This is a genomic window from Pseudomonas sp. PSKL.D1 (assembly GCF_028898945.1).
In the GTDB taxonomy this organism is placed as follows: domain Bacteria; phylum Pseudomonadota; class Gammaproteobacteria; order Pseudomonadales; family Pseudomonadaceae; genus Aquipseudomonas.
The window spans coordinates 625682-644413 of sequence record NZ_CP118607.1 but is presented as its reverse complement, the minus strand read 5'-3'; the positions used below and the strand labels follow the sequence as shown (position 1 = coordinate 644413).

General features: G+C 62.1%; 17 protein-coding genes. 3 read left to right on the top strand and 14 right to left on the bottom strand.

Going from position 1 to position 18732, the window contains the following annotated elements; all coding sequences use genetic code 11:
- Window positions 1–114: 114 nt before the first annotated feature.
- From PVV54_RS02685 to PVV54_RS02630, 12 genes are all read right to left on the bottom strand, one after another.
- Window positions 115–2049 carry a methyl-accepting chemotaxis protein gene (locus tag PVV54_RS02685; protein WP_274908483.1) on the bottom strand — a complete coding sequence of 645 codons (1935 nt, stop codon included), beginning with the start codon at window positions 2047–2049 and terminating at the stop codon, window positions 115–117.
- Window positions 2050–2248: 199 nt separating this feature from the next.
- On the bottom strand, window positions 2249–3541 hold the full coding sequence (locus tag PVV54_RS02680) for an adenylosuccinate synthase (RefSeq protein WP_016489441.1): 1293 nt from the start codon (window positions 3539–3541) through the stop codon (window positions 2249–2251).
- A 56-nt stretch (window positions 3542–3597) separates the two neighbouring features.
- Complete coding sequence (locus tag PVV54_RS02675; protein ID WP_274908482.1) at window positions 3598–4785, bottom strand: ATP phosphoribosyltransferase regulatory subunit; 1188 nt, start codon at window positions 4783–4785, stop codon at window positions 3598–3600.
- A 302-nt stretch (window positions 4786–5087) separates the two neighbouring features.
- Complete coding sequence (gene hflC / locus PVV54_RS02670; RefSeq protein ID WP_274908481.1) at window positions 5088–5957, bottom strand: protease modulator HflC; 870 nt, start codon at window positions 5955–5957, stop codon at window positions 5088–5090.
- Window positions 5957–7138, bottom strand: coding sequence for an FtsH protease activity modulator HflK (gene hflK, locus PVV54_RS02665; protein WP_274908480.1), 1182 nt, complete (start codon window positions 7136–7138; stop codon window positions 5957–5959). Before hflK ends, hflC begins: the two co-directional genes overlap by 1 nt.
- 96 nt (window positions 7139–7234) lie before the next feature.
- Window positions 7235–8536 (bottom strand): ribosome rescue GTPase HflX, encoded by a 1302-nt coding sequence (gene hflX / locus PVV54_RS02660; protein WP_274908479.1) that lies wholly within the window; start codon window positions 8534–8536, stop codon window positions 7235–7237.
- 12 nt (window positions 8537–8548) lie between these two features.
- Window positions 8549–8809 (bottom strand): RNA chaperone Hfq, encoded by a 261-nt coding sequence (gene hfq / locus PVV54_RS02655; RefSeq protein WP_274908478.1) that lies wholly within the window; start codon window positions 8807–8809, stop codon window positions 8549–8551.
- A gap of 94 nt (window positions 8810–8903) precedes the next feature.
- Complete coding sequence (gene miaA, locus PVV54_RS02650; protein ID WP_274908477.1) at window positions 8904–9875, bottom strand: tRNA (adenosine(37)-N6)-dimethylallyltransferase MiaA; 972 nt, start codon at window positions 9873–9875, stop codon at window positions 8904–8906.
- Between the two features lies 1 nt (window position 9876).
- Entirely contained in the window at window positions 9877–11775 is a 1899-nt protein-coding gene (gene mutL / locus PVV54_RS02645) for a DNA mismatch repair endonuclease MutL (RefSeq protein WP_274908476.1), read from the bottom strand.
- Window positions 11775–13205 (bottom strand): N-acetylmuramoyl-L-alanine amidase, encoded by a 1431-nt coding sequence (locus PVV54_RS02640; RefSeq protein ID WP_274908475.1) that lies wholly within the window; start codon window positions 13203–13205, stop codon window positions 11775–11777. The genes mutL and PVV54_RS02640 overlap by 1 nt, the downstream gene beginning before the upstream one ends.
- A gap of 11 nt (window positions 13206–13216) precedes the next feature.
- Window positions 13217–13669, bottom strand: a complete 453-nt coding sequence (tsaE, locus tag PVV54_RS02635) for a tRNA (adenosine(37)-N6)-threonylcarbamoyltransferase complex ATPase subunit type 1 TsaE (protein WP_446731449.1) — start codon at window positions 13667–13669, stop codon at window positions 13217–13219.
- A gap of 8 nt (window positions 13670–13677) precedes the next feature.
- On the bottom strand, window positions 13678–14538 hold the full coding sequence (locus PVV54_RS02630; RefSeq protein WP_274908473.1) for an NAD(P)H-hydrate dehydratase: 861 nt from the start codon (window positions 14536–14538) through the stop codon (window positions 13678–13680).
- A 65-nt stretch (window positions 14539–14603) separates the two neighbouring features.
- Between PVV54_RS02630 and queG the strand changes: the two genes are divergently transcribed.
- Complete coding sequence (gene queG, locus PVV54_RS02625) at window positions 14604–15668, top strand: tRNA epoxyqueuosine(34) reductase QueG (RefSeq protein ID WP_274908472.1); 1065 nt, start codon at window positions 14604–14606, stop codon at window positions 15666–15668.
- A 27-nt stretch (window positions 15669–15695) separates the two neighbouring features.
- On the opposite strand, the gene PVV54_RS02620 is transcribed toward queG, so the two are convergent.
- Both PVV54_RS02620 and orn read right to left on the bottom strand, forming a co-directional pair.
- Window positions 15696–16307 carry a trimeric intracellular cation channel family protein gene (locus PVV54_RS02620; protein ID WP_274908471.1) on the bottom strand — a complete coding sequence of 204 codons (612 nt, stop codon included), beginning with the start codon at window positions 16305–16307 and terminating at the stop codon, window positions 15696–15698.
- Window positions 16308–16401: 94 nt separating this feature from the next.
- Entirely contained in the window at window positions 16402–16944 is a 543-nt protein-coding gene (gene orn / locus PVV54_RS02615) for an oligoribonuclease (RefSeq protein ID WP_274908470.1), read from the bottom strand.
- A 141-nt stretch (window positions 16945–17085) separates the two neighbouring features.
- Here orn and rsgA point away from each other — a divergent pair, with 141 nt between their 5' ends.
- On the top strand, window positions 17086–18117 hold the full coding sequence (gene rsgA, locus PVV54_RS02610) for a small ribosomal subunit biogenesis GTPase RsgA (RefSeq protein ID WP_274908469.1): 1032 nt from the start codon (window positions 17086–17088) through the stop codon (window positions 18115–18117).
- 122 nt (window positions 18118–18239) lie between these two features.
- Window positions 18240–18719, top strand: coding sequence for a molecular chaperone Tir (locus PVV54_RS02605; RefSeq protein WP_274910377.1), 480 nt, complete (start codon window positions 18240–18242; stop codon window positions 18717–18719).
- Window positions 18720–18732: the final 13 nt, after the last annotated feature.

The window sequence follows — 18732 nt, the reverse complement described above, 5'->3', positions numbered from 1 at the left end:
TCTCGCCCTCGCTGCCGTTGGCTTCTTCGAACGCCACCGTGGCACTGTGATGCCTCGGCGGGGGCGAGTCCATCGATTACAGGTGCCGCGTGAAACTCAGGGGCTGAGCACTGGTCAGGCGCGGAACTGCCCAAGGCTTGCCCGCAGCTGCGCCGCCAGGTCATCCAGCACCTTGCTGCTGGCCGTGGTCTGCATCACCACCTCGGCCGACCGTTCGGCCTGGGCATGAATGTTCTCCACCCGCCCACGTACTGCCTGTGCACCATGCGCCTGCTGTTCGGCCGCCCGGGTCGCCAGGCCAATGGCCGCATGCACCTGCTCGACCGCGACCTGCACCGACTGCTGGCGGCGCTCGTTGTCACGCAGCACCAGCAGGCCCTCATTGGCCTTGATGCCCGCCTGGCTGATGGTGGCCACGGCTTCCTTGGCGCCTTTTTGAAGGGCCGCGATGTGTGCCTGGATGTCGCCGGTGGAGCTTTGCGTCTTGCTCGCCAGCGCTCTCACTTCGTCTGCCACCACGGCAAAGCCGCGGCCGGTCTCACCCGCCCGTGCCGCCTCGATGGCAGCGTTGAGTGCCAGCAGGTTGGTCTGCTCGGCGATGCCATGAATCACGGTGAGCACCACTTCGATCTGCTCGCTCTGCTTGGCTAGGCGCTCGATGACCTGCGAACCGGCATCCACCTGCCCGGCCAGGTTTTCGATAAGGCCGGCCAGTTGCGTCGAAGAGCGGCTGTTGTCATCGGTCGCTTGGCGGATGTCCACCACCTGCTGCAGCGCCGCCTGCATGGCATGGCTTTCGGCTTGGGCCTCGTCAGCCATGCTCGACAGGTCACGCAGGCTGGCGGCCACTTCGTCGCGCTGCAGGGCTGCAGCGGCATCGGCACCGGCATTGCGCTGCGCCATGGCACCGATCTCCACACCGGTGCGCTGAGCCACTTCGCCAGCTTCGCGAACAATAGGCTGCAACTTGTCGACGAAACGGTTGACCGCCGAGGCCATGTCGCCGATTTCATCGCGGCTGTCCAGGTTCACGCGCTTGGTCAAATCCCCTTCGCCAGCGGCCAAGTCATTGAGGGCTACGATCAGCAATCGCAACTTGCTCAGCACACGGCGGCCTAGCACCACGGCCACCACCAGCAGCACACCCAAGCCCACAATCACCAGCCCCAGGCCAATACGCCAGCGCAGTTCAGCTGCTGCCTCGCGCACGGTTTGTGCCGTATTTGCCTGCATGGCCGCTGCACTGCCTTGGGCAGTTTCCAGGCGCTCGCGCAAAGCTTTTCCGCTCTCTGCGGCTGCCGCCCCCAGGCTATCGCCCACCAACTGACCACCACTGGCGATCAGGGCATTGAACCGTTGATCCAGCGCTTTGAGCTCCTGTTCGACCCCGGCAGTGGATACACCCATCAAGACTTTGCCGATTTCCGCGCCATTGGGGCTGATCGGCGCCTCGACAAAGTACACGGATGGATCACGGCGGGCGGCGTCGAGCACTTTGTCCAAGGCACGCTCGCCCTGGCCTTTCTCCATCAATGCCTGGTTGATCGGATTTTGCCGGTTGAGGTAACGCGTCAGGTGCTGGCCCTGGGCATCGTCGTAGATCACGAACAGCACGTTTGGATTGCGCTGGGCACGGCGGGCAAAGTCGGACAGCGTGGGGACGTCGTTGTCCCAGATCGCCCGCGGGGCGACCGAAGCCAGCAGCTCGGCCATGTCGTTGGCGGAATCCTTGAGGTTTTTCTCAAGCGTTGCACGCAATTGCTGCTGCTCTTGCTGCAAGCGCGTGGACAGCCCTTCACCCAGGCGCTGCCGAGTGTTGCTGGACAAGCTATCGAGCCCGGCCCGGACGTCCTGCCCGGCTTGCTCAAGATCCCCGGCAAGCTTGCGGCTGTCATTGCCCAGGCGTTCGCCCAGGTCGGCCTCAAGGGAAGTGATTGTGCTTCGGGTCAGCGCAACCGCAACTAGCACCTGCACCAAAAGGGCGATACCCAGGGCAACAAACACAGGCCGCAACAGGCGGCTTCGTAACAGTGAAAGGATGGCAGACACGGTGAAACCCTCGTGCTTTCTGGCGCCATTATTTTGATGGCATCTACAGAGCTTTCTTACAGCAAGGGTTGTGCCGGGGGCAGCAGGGATATGCGCCAAGGTTGAGCAACCAGGGGCGCCTGTCCGCGGGCAAGTTCCGCAAATGAAAACGCCGCAGCCCCTTGCAGGGCTACGGCGTCAGATCAGCCTGTCAGGCAGATCAGGCGAACGGATGACGCAGCACGATGGTTTCGTTGCGGTCCGGGCCGGTGGAGATGATGTCGATCGGCGCACCAACCAGCTCTTCGATGCGCTTGATGTAATCGCGCGCGGCCTGCGGCAGCTCTTCAAGCGTTTTGGCACCCAGGGTCGACTCGCTCCAGCCTGGCATCTCTTCGTACACCGGCTCCAGGCCGATGTAGCTGTCGGCATCGGAAGGCGCGTCGATAACGGCACCGTTCTCGTTTTTGTAGCCAACGCAGATGTTGATGGTTTCCAGGCCGTCCAGTACGTCCAGCTTGGTCAGGCAGATGCCCGAGATGCTGTTGACGTCGATGGCGCGGCGCAGGATGACGGCGTCGAACCAACCGCAACGGCGAGCACGGCCGGTGGTGGAACCGAACTCGTGGCCACGCTTGGCCAAGGTAGCGCCGGTTTCATCGAACAGCTCGGTCGGGAACGGGCCGGAACCAACACGGGTGGTGTAGGCCTTGGTGATACCGAGGATGTAGTCCAGGTACATCGGGCCAACGCCGGAACCGGTGGAGATACCGCCGGCAGTGGTGTTGGAGCTGGTCACGTACGGGTAGGTACCGTGGTCGATGTCCAGCAGCGAGCCCTGGGCACCTTCGAACATGATGTCCTTGCCGGCGCGGCGCAGGTTGTGCAGCTCGGCGGTGACGTCGAGCATCATCGGCTTGAGCTGTTCTGCGTAGGCCATGCACTCGTCCAGGGTTTGCTGGAAGTCGATGGCCGGCTCTTTGTAGTAGTTCACCAGCTGGAAGTTGTGGTAGTCCAGCAGCTCACCCAGCTTGGCAGCGAAACGCTCGCGGTGGAACAGGTCGCCAACGCGCAGGCCGCGACGCGCAACCTTGTCTTCGTAGGCTGGGCCGATGCCGCGGCCGGTGGTGCCGATCTTGGCTTCGCCACGAGCTTTTTCACGGGCCTGGTCCAGCGCCACGTGGTACGACAGGATCAGCGGAGCAGCCGGGCTAATGCGCAGGCGCTCGCGCACAGGCACGCCCTTCTCTTCCAGCTTGGTGATTTCACGCATCAGGGCATCCGGGGCAACGACCACGCCGTTGCCGATCAGGCACTGTACGCCTTCACGCAGGATGCCGGACGGAATCAGGTGCAGAACGGTTTTTTCACCGTTGATCACCAGGGTGTGGCCCGCGTTGTGGCCACCTTGGTAGCGCACGACGGCGGCAGCATGTTCGGTCAGCAGATCGACGATCTTGCCTTTGCCCTCATCACCCCACTGGGTGCCCAGGACGACGACATTCTTACCCATTACATTGGTCCTCATTCACGCAAACTTGGTTGCCGGCCTACTGCCGACGCAGAAACTCACTGGGCCAGTGGCAGAACCTGCCAGCGCCCGTCTTGCTGAATCAATTGCCGATCACAATCCGCCTCGAGAGCAGCACTCAACGGCTGGCCAGGCAGAGCCTGGACCACACGCTGGCCCTCGTTGCGCAACTGGCAGACCTGCTGCCAGAGGGCCGCGTCACCACTGTCGGGCATCCAGATGCCGCCAGTTGGCAATACGACCTCCGCTCGCCCCAGTGTGACCAGGGTCTTCAAATCCGTGGAGAATCCGGTGGCCGGGCGTGCCCGGCCAAAATCGGCACCGATGTCGTCATAGCGCCCGCCTTGGGCGATGGACTGGCCTTCGCCCGGCACGAACACGGCGAACACCACGCCGGTGTGGTAGTTGTAACCGCGCAGCTCGCCGAGGTCGAAGTACAACGGCAGCTCCGGGAAGCGCGATGCCAACCGGTCAGCGATGGCCAGCAGGTCGTCCAGCGCAGCCAGCACGCTGGCCGGGGCACGGCCCAGGCGCACGCGAGCTTCGTTCAACACTTCGCGGCCACCGCACAGCTCTACCAACGCGCGCAGCATGTTGCCGAGGTCTTTCGGCAGGTCAGCGGTCAGCGCCTCGACTTCATCCACAGCCTTGCGCTGCAGCGCGTCGAACAACTGCTGCTCGACTGCGCCAGACAAGCCTGCGGCACGGGCCAGGCCGCGGTAGATACCGACATGGCCGAGGTCCATGTGTACATCTGGTACATCGGTCAGTTGCAGCGTGGCGAGCATCAGGCTGATGACTTCGACATCGCTGGTAGGGCTGGCGTCGCCGTACAGCTCGGCACCCAACTGAATCGGGCTGCGCGAGGTGGACAGGGCACGTGGCTGCGCATGCAGCACGCTGCCGGCGTAGCACAGGCGGCTCGGGCCCTCACGGCGCAGGGTATGGGCGTCGATGCGCGCCACCTGCGGGGTGAAGTCGGCGCGGAAGCCCATCAGGCGGCCCGACTGCGGGTCGACTACCTTGAAGGTGCGCTGATCCAGGTCCTGGCCGGCGCCGGTCAGCAGCGACTCCAGGTACTCGATATGCGGGGTGACGACCAGCTCGTATCCCCAACTCTGGAACAGGTCCAACACCTGGCGGCGCGCGATTTCGATGCGCGCAGCTTCAGGTGGCAGTACTTCCTCGATGCCATCTGGCAGCAGCCAGCGGTCTACCGTTGCCATTACGCCATTTCCCCTCTGGTCCGGGCGGCTTGCCAGCAGGCGAGCCGTCAGTAAAGCAGGCACTGGCGCACAGCAGCGGGCAGCACTGATCCCAGCGCAGCCACCGTACCCAATACCCTCGAATTGCCTTGCGACCTGACCAAACCGTCAACTGGCGTTTTGCCAATCAACCTTTCAGACGCAAAAAAGCCGGGAAATTTCCCGGCTGCCGCATCATACACCCCTTTTCATTCAGGATGCACCCCGCCTGGTGTTTTAGCTGCCAGGCGGGGCGCTCGCGAAGGTGAAACGGGTGCTGCGCGTTACGGCCTGCTCTTGTCCAGGTACCGGAAGAACTCGTTCTTCGGGTCCAGGACCAGCACGTCGCTCTTGCTGGAGAAGCTTTCGCGGTACGCCTGCAGGCTACGGTAGAACGCATAGAAGTCAGCGTCCTGGGTGTAGGCCTTGGCGTAAATGGCAGCCGACTGTGCGTCGCCATCACCGCGGGTTTCTTCAGCTTCACGATAGGCTTCAGCCAACAGCACACGGCGCTGACGGTCGGCATCGGCGCGAATACCTTCGGCCAACTCGTTACCCTTTGCGCGGTGCTCGCGGGCTTCACGCTCACGCTCGGTGCTCATACGGTCGAACACGCTGCGGTTTACTTCTTTCGGCAGGTCGATGGCCTTGACGCGCACATCGATGACCTCGATACCCAGCTCCTTGCTGGCCATACGGTTCAGCGATGCGGTGATGTCAGCCATCAACGCATCACGCTCACCGGAGACCACTTCGTGCAGGGTGCGCTTACCGAACTGGTCACGCAGGCCGCTTTCCAGTCGGCGAGACAGGCGCTCGTCGGCGATCGACTTCATGCCGGAGGTTGCGGTGTAGAAGATTTCGGCGTCCTTGACGCGCCACTTGGCGTAGGCGTCGACCATCACCGCTTTCTTCTCCAGGGTCAGGAACCGCTGGGTCGGGGCGTCGAGGGTCATCAGGCGGGCGTCGAACTTGCGCACCTGGTTGACGTACGGAATCTTCACATGCAGGCCAGGCTGGACATCCGCCTTGACCACCTTACCGAAGCGCAGCAGTACCGCACGCTCGGTCTGGGACACGATGTAGAAGCTGTTCCAGGCAACAATGCCCAGAACCACAGCGGCGATCAGGGCGATCAGCGATTTATTGCTCATCAGCGGCTCTCCCTAGTACGCAGCTGCTGCTGTTGCTGTTGCAGGTCTTGCGCGGCGCGCGCGGCGGCATCGTTGGCCGATGGCGATACGCTGCTGACCGGCGCCGACGCGTTGCGGCTGCCTTCGACCATCTTGTCCAGTGGCAGGTAGAGCAGGTTGTTCTGCCCGTCCTTGGTGGCCACCATGACCTTGCTGGTGTTGCTGTACACCTCTTGCATGGTCTCCAGGTACAGACGCTGGCGGGTCACGTCAGGCGCCTTGCGGTACTCGGCGACCAGCTTGGTGAAGCGATCAGCCTCACCCTTGGCGCGGGCGATGACTTCGTCGCGGTAACCGTTGGCGTCCTCGATGATGCGTTGCGCCTGACCACGGGCTTCCGGCACCACGCCATTGGCGTAGGACTCAGCCTGGTTGCGGGCACGCTGCTCGTCTTCGCGGGCACGGATCACGTCGTCGAAGGCTTCCTGCACTTCACGCGGGGCTGCCGCGCTTTGTACGTTGACCTGGGTGACGGTGATACCGGTACGGTAGTTGTCGAGGAAGCGCTGCAGGCGTTCGCGGATATCCACGGCCATCTGCTCACGGCCTTCGGTCAGCACCTGGTCCATCGAGGTGGAACCCACCACGTGGCGCAGGGCACTGTCGGTCGCGTGCTGCAGGCTCACCTCAGGCTGGTCGACGTTGAGCACGAAGTCCTGAAGATTGCTGATCTTGTACTGGACGGTCAGCGGCACCTCGACGATGTTCTCGTCTTCGGTCAGCATCTGGCCCTGCTTGGTGTAGGCACGCTCACGCGTGACGTTTTCCATGTACTTGCGATCAATCGGCGGGAAGTAGATGTTCAGGCCGGGACCGACCGTCTCATAGTACTTACCGAAGCGCAGCACCACGGCCTGCTCCTGTTCGTCGACCACATACACGGCGCTGTACAGCCAGATAGCCGCCAGCACGACCAGGCCAATGCCCAGCAGCCCATAGCCGCCACCTTTGCCGACATTGCGGTCACCGCCACCACGTTTCTTGCCACTGCCGAACATGCCATTGAGGCTGTCCTGCAGTTTGCGGAAGGCCTCGTCCAGATCTGGTGGGCCTTTCTTGTCGCCACCACCGCCGCCGCCACCGCGACGACCGCCCCAGGGGTCCTGATTGTTCGAGTTGCCACCCGGCTCGTTCCAAGCCATAGCGCTCTCCATCTGATAAAGCAAAGACGCGCCCACGGCGCGCCGTCCAATGCTACAGAATGCCTACCATTGCTGCCCGGCAACCTCGCCGGGCTTTTATTGCAAAGTGTGTTGCTCGACAAACACTTGCGGCTCCATGCCTTCACGGCTGACCAGGCGATTCAACTCGACCATGGGCAGTCGCACACTCAGCAGGCTGCGCCCTTCTTCGTCATGCTCCTCACTTTGCACGGCACCCAAGGCAAAGAATTGCGCGCGCAAGCGGGCAAAACGCTGCTCCAGACACAGGGTACCGACAAACAGATCATCCCCCAGCAACTCGGCAATCGCCTGGCCAACCAGCTCCAGACCACGCCCATCGCGTGCCGATACCCAGACCCTCTCCGGCTTGCCGTCGGCGTTACGCTGGATCTGCGGCTCGACATCTTCGAGCAGGTCGAGTTTGTTATAGACCTCAAGGATCGGCAAGCCTTCGGCACCGATCTCGCCCAACACCGCCAACACCTGCTCGATCTGCTCCATGCGCTCAGGCTCGTGGGAGTCGATCACATGCAGCAACAGGTCAGAGTTGCTCGACTCTTCGAGCGTAGCCCGAAAAGCTTCAACCAGCTTGTGCGGCAGGTGGCGAATGAAGCCCACGGTGTCTGCCAGCACGATCGGCCCCAGGTCGGCCAACTCAAGCCGGCGCAAGGTCGGGTCGAGGGTGGCGAACAACTGATCGGCCGCATAAACCTCGGATTCGGTCAGGGCGTTGAACAGCGTGGACTTGCCGGCGTTGGTGTAACCCACCAGCGACACCGAAGGAATGTCCGCGCGCTTGCGCCCACGGCGAGCCTGCTCGCGCTGGCTGCGCACCTTCTCAAGACGTGATTTGATCTGGCGAATACGCACGCGCAACAGGCGGCGGTCGGTTTCGAGCTGTGTTTCACCCGGGCCACGCAAGCCGATACCACCCTTTTGACGCTCAAGGTGGGTCCAGCCGCGTACCAGCCGCGTGCTCATGTGGTCGAGCTGGGCGAGTTCAACCTGCAGCTTGCCTTCATGGGTACGCGCCCGCTGGGCGAAGATGTCGAGGATCAGCCCCGTGCGGTCGAGCACGCGACACTCGAAGACACGTTCGAGGTTGCGCTCCTGACTGGGCGTGAGGGTGTGATTGAAAATCACCAGGTCTACCTGTTCGGCTTTGACCAGGTCGCGCAATTCCTCGACCTTGCCGCTGCCAATCAGGTATTTGGCTGTAGGCTGGTGCCTTGCAACCGTGACCAACGTAACGATGTCGGCCCCGGCCGACAATGCCAGTTCCTGAAACTCCTGCGGGTCTTCGCGCGCCTCAGGGTTCTGACCTTCCAAGTGAACGAGCATCGCCCGCTCACCACCACCGTGGCGCTCAAAGAACAATGCAGGCTCCTATCAGGCGTTGCCTGGCTCGCTGTCGCTGCCGTCGGCATCGGACGGGCTTGGCAGGCGAACCGGACGAGCAGGTACGACGGTCGAAATGGCGTGCTTGTAGACCATCTGGCTGACGGTGTTTTTCAACAGCACCACGAACTGGTCGAAAGATTCGATCGAGCCCTGCAGCTTGATCCCGTTGACCAGATAGATCGAAACCGGGACCTTTTCTTTTCTCAAGGTGTTCAAGTAAGGGTCTTGTAGCGAATGCCCTTTTGACATATGCCGCACTCCTGTAAGGATAAATAATAGAAAATCAAGGAAATCGATAAGTTAGGCCGCCCCTTCGCAAGAATAGACGGCAATCAGCAGGGACTCAGCTCAATATGGAGATGGCCCCAAGGTATTTCAAGGTGCGGGACAGATTGTCGCAGGCCAGGCTATCCAGCCAGTGTACGTCGGGCCAGCCACGCAACCAGGTGAACTGCCGCTTGGCCAGCTGCCGGGTAGCAATGATACCGCGTTCACGCATCTCATTCTCAGTCAGCTTGCCGTCCAGGTAATCCCAGACCTGCCGATACCCCACTGCCCGTATAGACGGCAGCCCGGCGTGCAAGTCACTTCTGGCTCGCAGCGATCGGACCTCGTCGACGAAGCCCTGTTCCAGCATCTGCGAAAATCGTAACGCAATTCGCTGATGCAAAATGTGACGATCTGTAGGAGCAATCGCCAAACTCGCGACAGTATAGGGCAAATGTGTGTCAGCGCCTGCGTCTGCGCCGCTACTTTCCGCGAATTGACGCTGGCGATGGGCCGTCATGCTTTCGCCACTTACCCGGTAGACCTCAAGGGCACGGATCAGCCGCTGAGGGTCATTGGGGTGGATGCGGGCGGCCGAAACCGGGTCTACCTCGGCCAACTGCCGGTGCAACTCGGCCAGGCCAAGCGCCTCGGCCTGAGCCTCCAGCTCCGCACGCACGGCGGCATCGGCGGCAGGCATGTCGGCCAGGCCTTCCAGCAATGCCTTGTAATAAAGCATGGTGCCACCAACCAGCAACGGAATGTTTCCGCGCGCGGTGATATCGGCCATGGCCTCCAGGGCATCGGCGCGAAACTGCGCAGCGGAATAACTCTCGGCCGGGTCGAGGATATCGATCAGCCGGTGTGGATGGGCTGCCAGGATTTCCTTTGAAGGCTTGGCGCTGCCGATGTCCATGCCGCGGTAGACCAGTGCCGAATCGACGCTGATCAACTCGCAGGGCAGCACCTTGGTCAGCTCGATGGCGAGGTCGGTCTTGCCGGCCGCGGTCGGGCCCATGAGGAATATTGCTGGGGGCTTGCTGCTCATGTCATCGACCGCGCAGGAAAAGTTTGTCCAGGTCGTCCAGGCCCATTTGGGTCCAGGTCGGGCGGCCATGGTTGCACTGGCCGCTGCGCTCGGTGTTTTCCATGTCACGCAGCAGGGCATTCATTTCAGGGATGGCCAGGCGGCGATTGGCACGCACCGCGCCGTGGCAGGCCATGGTGCCGAGCAGTTCGTTCAGGTGAGCCTGAATGCGGTCGCTGGTGCCATACTCCATCAGGTCGGCGAGCACATCCTGCACCAGGCGATTGGCTTCGGCCTGCTTGAGCAATGCCGGGATCTGGCGAATGGCCAACGTCTCGGGGGCCAAGCGCTGCAACTCGAAGCCAAGGCGCTGGAACCACTGGGCATGCTCTTCGGCGCAGTCGGCTTCGCGCTGGCTTAAGGCCAGGGTTTCCGGCACCAGCAGCGGCTGGCCGCTGAGGCCTTCGCTGGCCATGGCTACCTTGAGGCGTTCGTACATGATGCGCTCGTGGGCGGCATGCATGTCTACCAGCACCAGGCCGACGGCGTTTTCGGCGAGGATGTAGATCCCTTTGAGCTGCGCCAGTGCGTAGCCCAACGGCGGAATGTCGCCTTGGCTTTCCGGTAGCGCATTGGGTACAGCAGCACTGCCGTCCAGAGGCTTGTAGAACTCGCGGTAAACAGCCTGAGTTTCCGCGGCGGGAAGCGGCTGAGACGGACGCGGCGTGTACTGATACTGATAACCGGCACCGCTGCCACCATTGGAAATCGAAGGCCGCGCTGCCTGAGGCTGTTCCAGCACGGGCGAGGCCAGGCGCATTTCACCCTGAGGCCCGAACTCACCGGCCTGCTGGCCTGTAGGGCGCACGATCTCGGCCGCGGCGGCCGGGGCAGCAAGCTGATCTTCCGGGCGCACATCGGCCAATGCACGGTGCAACGTGCCATAGAGGAAGTCGTGCACCGAACGCCCCTCACGGAAGCGCACTTCATGCTTGGTAGGGTGGACGTTGACGTCGACGCCGTTCGGCTCTAGCTCCAGGAACAGCACAAAGGTCGGGTGACGACCATTGAACAATACGTCCCGATAGGCCTGGCGCACTGCGTGGGCAACCAGCTTGTCTCGCACCGCACGGCCATTGACGAAGAAATACTGCAAGTCTGCCTGGCTGCGCGAAAACGTCGGCAGGCCAACCCAGCCCCACAAACGCAGGCCATTGCGCTCCACATCGATCGGTAGCGCCTGCTCCATGAAGCCGGGGCCACAGATGGCGCCGACGCGCCGGGCACGCGCGGTGTCGTCATGGGCTTCGTGCAGGCTAAGGATGCTCTTGCCGTTGTGGCGCAAGTGGAAGGCAACATCGAAGCGGGCAAGCGCCAGGCGCCGGATGACTTCCTGCAAGTGGTCGAATTCGGTCTTCTCGGCCTTGAGGAACTTGCGCCGTGCCGGGGTATTGAAGAACAGGTCGCGCACTTCAACAGAGGTGCCCACAGGGTGTGCAGCAGGCTGCACACGCGGGGTCATGTCGCGGCCTTCGGTTTCAACCTGCCAGGCTTCACCGGCATTGGCAGTACGCGATGTCAGGGTCAGGCGGGCCACCGAGCTGATCGAAGCCAGCGCCTCACCCCGGAAGCCAAGGCTCAGCACGCCTTCAAGGTCTTCCAGTTCGCGAATCTTGCTGGTGGCGTGACGGGCCAAAGCCAACGGCAAGTCGTCTGCCGAAATGCCGCCGCCGTCATCACGCACACGCAGCAGCTTCACGCCACCCTGCTCGACTTCCACGTCAATACGCCGGGCACCGGAGTCGAGGCTGTTCTCCAGCAACTCTTTGGCCACAGAGGCCGGGCGCTCGACCACCTCACCGGCGGCAATCTGGTTGGCCAGCCGCGGGCTGAGCAGCTGAATACGCGAACCGCCACTCATTATTGCGAGGCCAAGGTGGTGGCGGGGATATCCAGCTGCTGGCCGACCTTCAGCTCATCACTCTTGAGGCTGTTGGTGCTGCGCAGGCTGGCCACGCTGACCTGATAGCGCACGGCGATCATCGCCAAGGTTTCACCCGGGCGCACGGTGTGCTCACGCGGACCCTGGGCAATTTTGCCGCTGTCTTTCAGCCAGGCGATGTAGGTGCCTGGTGGCGGGTTTTGCTGGAAGTACTGACGCACGCCCGTGTGGATCGAGCGGGCCAATGCCTGCTGGTGGCTGCGCGTGGCCAGCTTGGCGGCTTCATTGTTGTTGGAAATGAACCCGGTTTCGACGAGGATCGACGGAATGTCTGGCGACTTCAACACCATGAACCCGGCCTGCTCGACGCGGCGCTTGTGCAGCGAAGTGACCTGCCCCATGTTGCCAAGCACTTTTTGCCCGACGTTGAGGCTGGAACTGAGGGTGGCGGTCATCGACAGGTCGAGCAGCACACCTGCAAGCATGCGGTCTTTGTCATCCAGGCTTACGTTGCCGGCACCGCCAATAAGGTCAGAGCGGTTTTCCGTGTCGGCCAGCCAACGCGCCGTCTCCGAGGTGGCGCCACGGTCCGACAGGGCGAACACCGACGCACCGAACGCAGCACGGGAAGGTGCAGCGTCCGCGTGAATGGAAATGAACAGGTCGGCGCCCTTCTTGCGGGCGATCTCGGTGCGTTTGCGCAGCGGGATGAAATAGTCACCGGTGCGGGTCAGCTCGGCGCGGTAGCCCTTTTCGGTGTTGATCTGGCGCTGCAGCTCCTTGGCGATCTGCAGCACGATGTCTTTCTCGTGCTGGCCACGCGAGCCCGAAGCACCCGGGTCTTCACCGCCGTGCCCCGCATCGATAGCAACCACGATATCGCGTTTGCCACTTGGCGCGGGCGGCAGCTTGATAGCAGGCTGGGCCGGCGATACAGGTACGGCTGGCGTGGTCGCTGGCGTTGCCGGGGGCGTCGGCGGCGTGACCGGCGCGGTGGCGGCAATGGCGTCGGCTTCTTGGTCGTACAGGTCGACTACCAGGCGGTTGCCGTACTGCGCATTGGGCGCAAGCGTGAAGCTTTTGGGCGTGACCGATTTTTTCAGGTCAACCACCACACGCAGGTCGGTGGGCGTGCGCTGGGCAGAGCGCACGCTGTTGATCGGGGTGTTGGATGTAGAGACATTCAGCGGCGCAGCCAGCGTCGCACCGTTGATGTCGATGACCAACCGATCAGGCGCACTCAGGGTGAAGACGCTATGCTGCACAGGACCGGACAGGTCGAAGACCAGCCGTGTGTTGTCTGGTGCGCGCCACAGGCGCATGCTCTTGACTTGCGTGACGGCCAGAGCGTCAACGGTCACCGCTGTCAGCAGCAGCCCAACCACAGCGACCAGTGCGCGTATGCGCATACCTACCCCACTTACTGTTTATTGTGTTCGGCCAGCGCAGTGCACCAGGCCTCGCCGCGAGCCCCCTGCGGCGAAAGGATCAGCGAGCGTCCGCCCGCTTGGGGGCTTATGGTAATGGTCAGGTCGGGCTTTGGCAAAACGCCCGCACCCTTTTGTGGCCACTCGAACAGGCACAGCGGGTCGCCTTCGAAGTAGTCACGAATACCCATGAACTCCAATTCCTCCGGATCGACCAGCCGATACAGGTCGAAATGGTATGCACGCACTTCACCAATTTCGTAAGGCTCGACCACGGTGAAGGTAGGGCTTTTCACCGCACCGGTATGGCCCAAACCACGAATCAGGCCACGGGACAGTGTAGTTTTGCCTGCCCCGAGGTCGCCCTCCAGAAAGATCACGCCACGACCAGCGGTCACCTTGGCAAGTGTGTTACCGAAATTGACCGTGGCTTCTTCATCAGCCAGAAACAGGGTTATGCCAGGCACGCAGAGTGCTCCTCCAACAATTCACGAATGACCGGTGCCAGATCACTGGCAGCCAGGCCCCTACCTTTGACGCCCAAACGTTCACCCGCGCAGGCATGCAGCCAAACGCCCAGGCAGGCGGCATCCCAGGCGCTCAGCCCTTGGGCCAACAGCGCCGCCAGCACGCCAGTCAGCACATCGCCCAGCCCGGCGCCGGCCATGGCAGGGTGACCGCGCTCGCAGATTGCCAACTGCCCGTTCGGGGCTGCTACCAGCGTGCCCGCACCTTTCAGCACACAAACACTGGCATAGCGCCGCGCCAGCTTGCGTGCCGCACCTGTCCGGTCGGCCTGCACCGCCTCGGTGGAGATGCCCAGCAACCGCGCGGCTTCTCCCGGGTGCGGGGTCAGAATACTTCCGCTGGGCAGCGCCAACGGCGTGCCAGACAGCAGATTCAGCGCATCGGCATCCCAAACCTGCGGCCGCTCGGCATTGGCGACGGCCGACAGCAGGCTTCGCCCCCAAGCCGCCTGGCCCAGCCCCGGGCCGACCACCAGTACCGAGGCACGCTCCAGCACCCCCATCAGCTGGTTGGCAGAACTGCACCCCAGGCACATGACCTCTGGCATGCGGGCAATTGCCGCTGCAACATGTTCGGGCCGGGTGGCAACACTGACCAGCCCGGCACCGCAGCGCAAAGCGGCCTCGGCACTTAGCAGTACCGCACCGCCGGTACCCAGGTCACCACCCACCACCAGCACATGGCCAAAATCACCCTTGTGGGCGTGCTCGGGCCTGGCCGGCAGGTGCGCGACAGTCACGCTGCTGAGCAATTGCGGGGCATTGCCAGGTAGTTTGGTCTGGGGCATGGGGTCAAAGGCTCCAATGTCTGGCAGAATTATACGCACCTGAGCCCGTATTGCCTTGCCCATCCATGTCCGCGCCTACACTTGACCTTCCAGCCTTGGCCCTCTCCATCAAAGAATGGGGCCGCGAACTCGGCTTTGCCCACGTCGGCATTGCGGGTATAGACCTGGGCGAGCACGAACAGCACCTGCAGCGCTGGCTCGACGCTGGCTATCAGGGCGAGATGGAGTACCTGGGCACCCACGGCAGCAAACGCTCACACCCCGACCAGCTGATACCCGGCACCGTTCGCGTGGTATCGCTGCGCATGGATTACCTGCCAGGCGATACGCAGATGGCTAAACGCCTGGCCCAACCAGAAAAGGCCTACGTTTCACGTTACGCACTGGGGCGTGATTACCACAAGCTGGTGCGCAAGCGGGTGCAGCACCTTGCTGACCGCATTCAGGCAGACATCGGGCCATTCGGCTACCGAGCGTTCGTCGACAGTGCACCCGTACTGGAAAAAGCCATCGCCGAGCAGGCCGGCCTGGGCTGGATCGGCAAGAACACCCTGCTGCTCAACCGCAAGGCTGGTAGTTACTTCTTTCTCGCCGAACTGTTCGTCGATTTGCCATTACCAGTGGACGAGGCGCATACCAGCGAACACTGCGGGCGTTGCCAGGCGTGCCTGGATGTTTGCCCGACCAAGGCGTTTGTCGGGCCGTTTGTATTGGATGCCCGGCGCTGCATTTCTTACCTGACCATTGAGTTGAAAGGCGCCATTCCGGTCGAGTTGCGCTCGATGATGGGCAACCGGGTGTTCGGCTGCGATGACTGCCAGATCGTCTGCCCGTGGAACCGCTTCGCCAAGCCGACCCAGGAGAGCGACTTCATGCCACGCCATGGGCTGGAGAATGCCGAGCTGGCCGAGATGTTTCTGTGGGACGAGAGAACGTTCCTGCGCAAGACCGAGGGCGGGCCGCTGCGGCGGGCGGGGTATGAGCGATGGCTGCGCAATTTGGCGGTGGGGCTGGGGAATGCGCCTTCGACGATTCCGGTGATCGAGGCCCTCAAGGCGCGGCGTGAGGATGCTTCAGAGCTGGTGAGGGAGCATGTGGAGTGGGCGCTGGCAAAGCATGGCGCGAGTTAGCTGGGGCCGCTTCGCGCCCCAAGTGCCCTACTGCTGATCGTTGTAATGAAACTTCGGCATTTCCCAGTGGAACCTAATCGCCAACAACCGCAGCAAAAAACCACCAAATAGCGTCAGCAGCATCGCCTGTTCCGCCGGCACCTTGAAATACACACATCCGAGGTAGAACCAGGCCGCAGCGAACGAAACGCTGGCATACAGCTCCCGGCGGAACACCAACGGGATATCGTTGCAGAAGATATCCCGCAGAATCCCGCCAAACACCCCGGTGATCACCCCGCTGATCGACGCCACCAGCATGCCCTGCCCCATTTCCAGCGCCGTCATGCAACCGATCAAGGTAAAGGCCACCAGCCCCAGCGCATCAAGCACCAGGAACAGCGAACGCAGGCGGCGCATCATGGGCGCGATGAAAATCGTAAACAGGGCGGCACAACTGGTCAGCACCAGGTATTCCGGGTGCTTCACCCACGTCAGCGGGTAGTGCCCAAGTAACACGTCACGCACCGACCCACCACCCAGCGCAGTAACGCAGGCGATCAGCACCACGCCAAACCAGTCCATGCCACGACGACCGGCGGACAGCGCACCGGTCATGGCTTCAGCAGTGATGGCGATCAGGTAGAGCATCAACAACATGGTGCGGGTCCGTGCAGAAAAGTCGCGCAGTCTAACCAGTTGCCCAAAGCACCAAAAGAGGGCGCAAGCACTATTTGCTGTGCGCCTTTTCGGCTCACACCTTGATGAAATGCTCACGATAGTGACGCAGTTCACCGATCGACTCACGAATGTCGTCCAGCGCCAGGTGGGTATTGCCCTTCTTGAAGCTGTCACGTACCTCCGGTGCCCAACGCGCCGCCAGCTCCTTGAGGGTGGAAACGTCAAGGTTGCGGTAGTGGAAGTAGTTCTCCAGGTTGCGCATGTGGCGATACAGGAAGCGGCGATCCTGGCAGATGCTATTACCACAGATCGGCGATTTGCCTTTGGGCACCCACTGCTCAAGGAAGGCGATGGTCTGCGCTTCGGCCTCTGCCATGCTGACCTTGCTCTCGCGCACGCGCTGGGTCAGGCCGGAGGCGCCGTGGGTGCGAGTATTCCACTCATCCATGCGCGCCAGCACTTCATCGCTGTGATGGATAGCGATCACCGGCCCTTCAGCCAAGGTGTTCAGCTCACTGTCGGTCACGATGGTGGCCATCTCGATGATGACGTCGCTGTCCGGGTCCAGGCCGGTCATTTCCAGATCGATCCAGATCAGGTTCTGTGGGTTTTGCATGAAGAAGCTCCTCGAATAGGCCGTCATAGTAGCCTAGCGGCCCCGTGCCATGCATTCGCGTCGCAAAGGTAACAGGAATGGTCCGGCGCCTGGCGTGCTAAACTGCCTGCCGTTTTCAACCTGTCCTTCCACGGAATTTCCATGGCCAAACGCCAGCTCAATCGCCGCCAGAACTGGCGTATCGAAAAAATCCAGACCGAACGCGCTGCTCGCGCTGCCAAACGCGAACAGCATGCACTGCAAGAGCTGGAGGGTGGTGACCTGGGGCCAGAGCAGTTGGGCCTGGTAATTGCCCACTTTGGCGTGCAGGTGGAGGTCGAGGCGCAGGATGGCGAGGCTGCGGGCCAAGTGTTCCGCTGCCACCTGCGGGCCAACCTGCCAGCGCTGGTGACCGGTGACCGGGTGGTATGGCGCGCAGGCAACCAGGGTATTGGTGTAATCGTTGCCCAGATGCCACGCAGCACTGAACTTTGCCGGCCAAACAACCATGGCCAGCTCAAACCGGTAGCCGCCAACGTCGACCTGATCGTGATTGTGTTTGCGCCGGCCCCCGAGCCACACCCGAACCTGATCGATCGCTACCTGGTCGCAGCCGAACACGCCGGGCTTCGCCCGCTGTTGCTGCTGAACAAGGCCGACCTGATCAACGACGAGAACGGGCCTGCACTGCACGCACTGCTCGAAGTTTATCGCGAGCTGGGTTACCCGCTGCTGGAGGTTTCGGCACACCAGGGTGACGGCATGCAGCGCCTGCAACAGATGCTGAACGAACACATCAGCGTGTTCGTCGGCCAGTCAGGTGTCGGCAAGTCCTCGCTGGTCAACAGCCTGTTGCCTGATGCGGCCACCCGCGTGGGCGACCTGTCCGAATGGTCTGGCCAGGGCCAGCACACCACTACCACTGCGCGCTTGTACCACTTCCCCAATGGCGGTGACCTGATCGACTCGCCGGGTATTCGCGAGTTCGGCCTTGGCCATGTCAGCCGGGACGATGTGGAAGAAGGCTTCATCGAGTTCCGCGACCTGATCGGTACTTGCCGCTTCCGCGACTGCAAGCATGACCGGGAGCCGGGTTGCGCACTGCTGAAAGCTCTGGAGGACGGGCGCGTGAAGCCGCAGCGGATGAACAGCTATCGCTCGATCATCGCCAGCCTGCCGGAAGACAGCTACTGATCGGCGTTTTTTGTAGGAATCGTTACCTCTACATGTAGGGCGATTCCTGATTTGTCGTCATCTATTGCCCTCGCCACTGCTTTCCCTGATGGTCATGTCTTCTATCAGGGAGGGCTAGCGTGATGCCGGTATTCATCAGTTTCCGCCACGAAGAACGGCTGGATGCCTTTATTCTCAATGAGCGCCTGCTGCTCGAAGGGATAACCGCCCAGCTTGTGCAGTTCGATGGCCAAGGGCAGAGCAGTGAAGACCTTCATGGCAGCTTCTGCCAGCAACTGGGCAATGCCACCCACTGGGTCGGTGTACTGCCTGAAAACTACGCCGAAGATTGGTGGACGGCCTGGCTGCTGGGTGCCGCTACCATGGCCAATCGCCGCGTGAGCCTTTATCAACGAGGGGAAGGCGCGCCACCCGACAACCTGGGCAAATGGCCGATCATGCGTGAGCGTGCACACATCGACCTGTTTGTTCGGGCCTATCACGATGAATGCACGTTCGAGCGCGCAATGATCCTGCCCGCCGGGGGAGGAAGCTGGGCGGACAGGGACAATGCCGACTTCTTTCATGCCGATCTTAAAGCCAAGATTCGGCGGGGGTTCTGAGGGCCGCAACGCG

Bases quoted from the DNA above. Each gene is read 5' to 3' on its own strand.
- PVV54_RS02680 (WP_016489441.1), bottom strand. From the start codon at position 3,541: ATGGGTAAGAATGTCGTCGTCCTGGGCACCCAGTGGGGTGATGAGGGC.
- PVV54_RS02675 (WP_274908482.1), bottom strand. From the start codon at position 4,785: ATGGCAACGGTAGACCGCTGGCTGCTGCCAGATGGCATCGAGGAAGTA.
- hflC (WP_274908481.1), bottom strand. From the start codon at position 5,957: ATGAGCAATAAATCGCTGATCGCCCTGATCGCCGCTGTGGTTCTGGGC.
- hflK (WP_274908480.1), bottom strand. From the start codon at position 7,138: ATGGCTTGGAACGAGCCGGGTGGCAACTCGAACAATCAGGACCCCTGG.
- hfq (WP_274908478.1), bottom strand. From the start codon at position 8,809: ATGTCAAAAGGGCATTCGCTACAAGACCCTTACTTGAACACCTTGAGA.
- miaA (WP_274908477.1), bottom strand. From the start codon at position 9,875: ATGAGCAGCAAGCCCCCAGCAATATTCCTCATGGGCCCGACCGCGGCC.
- mutL (WP_274908476.1), bottom strand. From the start codon at position 11,775: ATGAGTGGCGGTTCGCGTATTCAGCTGCTCAGCCCGCGGCTGGCCAAC.
- PVV54_RS02640 (WP_274908475.1), bottom strand. From the start codon at position 13,205: ATGCGCATACGCGCACTGGTCGCTGTGGTTGGGCTGCTGCTGACAGCG.
- PVV54_RS02630 (WP_274908473.1), bottom strand. From the start codon at position 14,538: ATGCCCCAGACCAAACTACCTGGCAATGCCCCGCAATTGCTCAGCAGC.
- queG (WP_274908472.1), top strand. From the start codon at position 14,604: ATGTCCGCGCCTACACTTGACCTTCCAGCCTTGGCCCTCTCCATCAAA.
- PVV54_RS02620 (WP_274908471.1), bottom strand. From the start codon at position 16,307: ATGTTGTTGATGCTCTACCTGATCGCCATCACTGCTGAAGCCATGACC.
- orn (WP_274908470.1), bottom strand. From the start codon at position 16,944: ATGCAAAACCCACAGAACCTGATCTGGATCGATCTGGAAATGACCGGC.
- rsgA (WP_274908469.1), top strand. From the start codon at position 17,086: ATGGCCAAACGCCAGCTCAATCGCCGCCAGAACTGGCGTATCGAAAAA.
- PVV54_RS02605 (WP_274910377.1), top strand. From the start codon at position 18,240: ATGCCGGTATTCATCAGTTTCCGCCACGAAGAACGGCTGGATGCCTTT.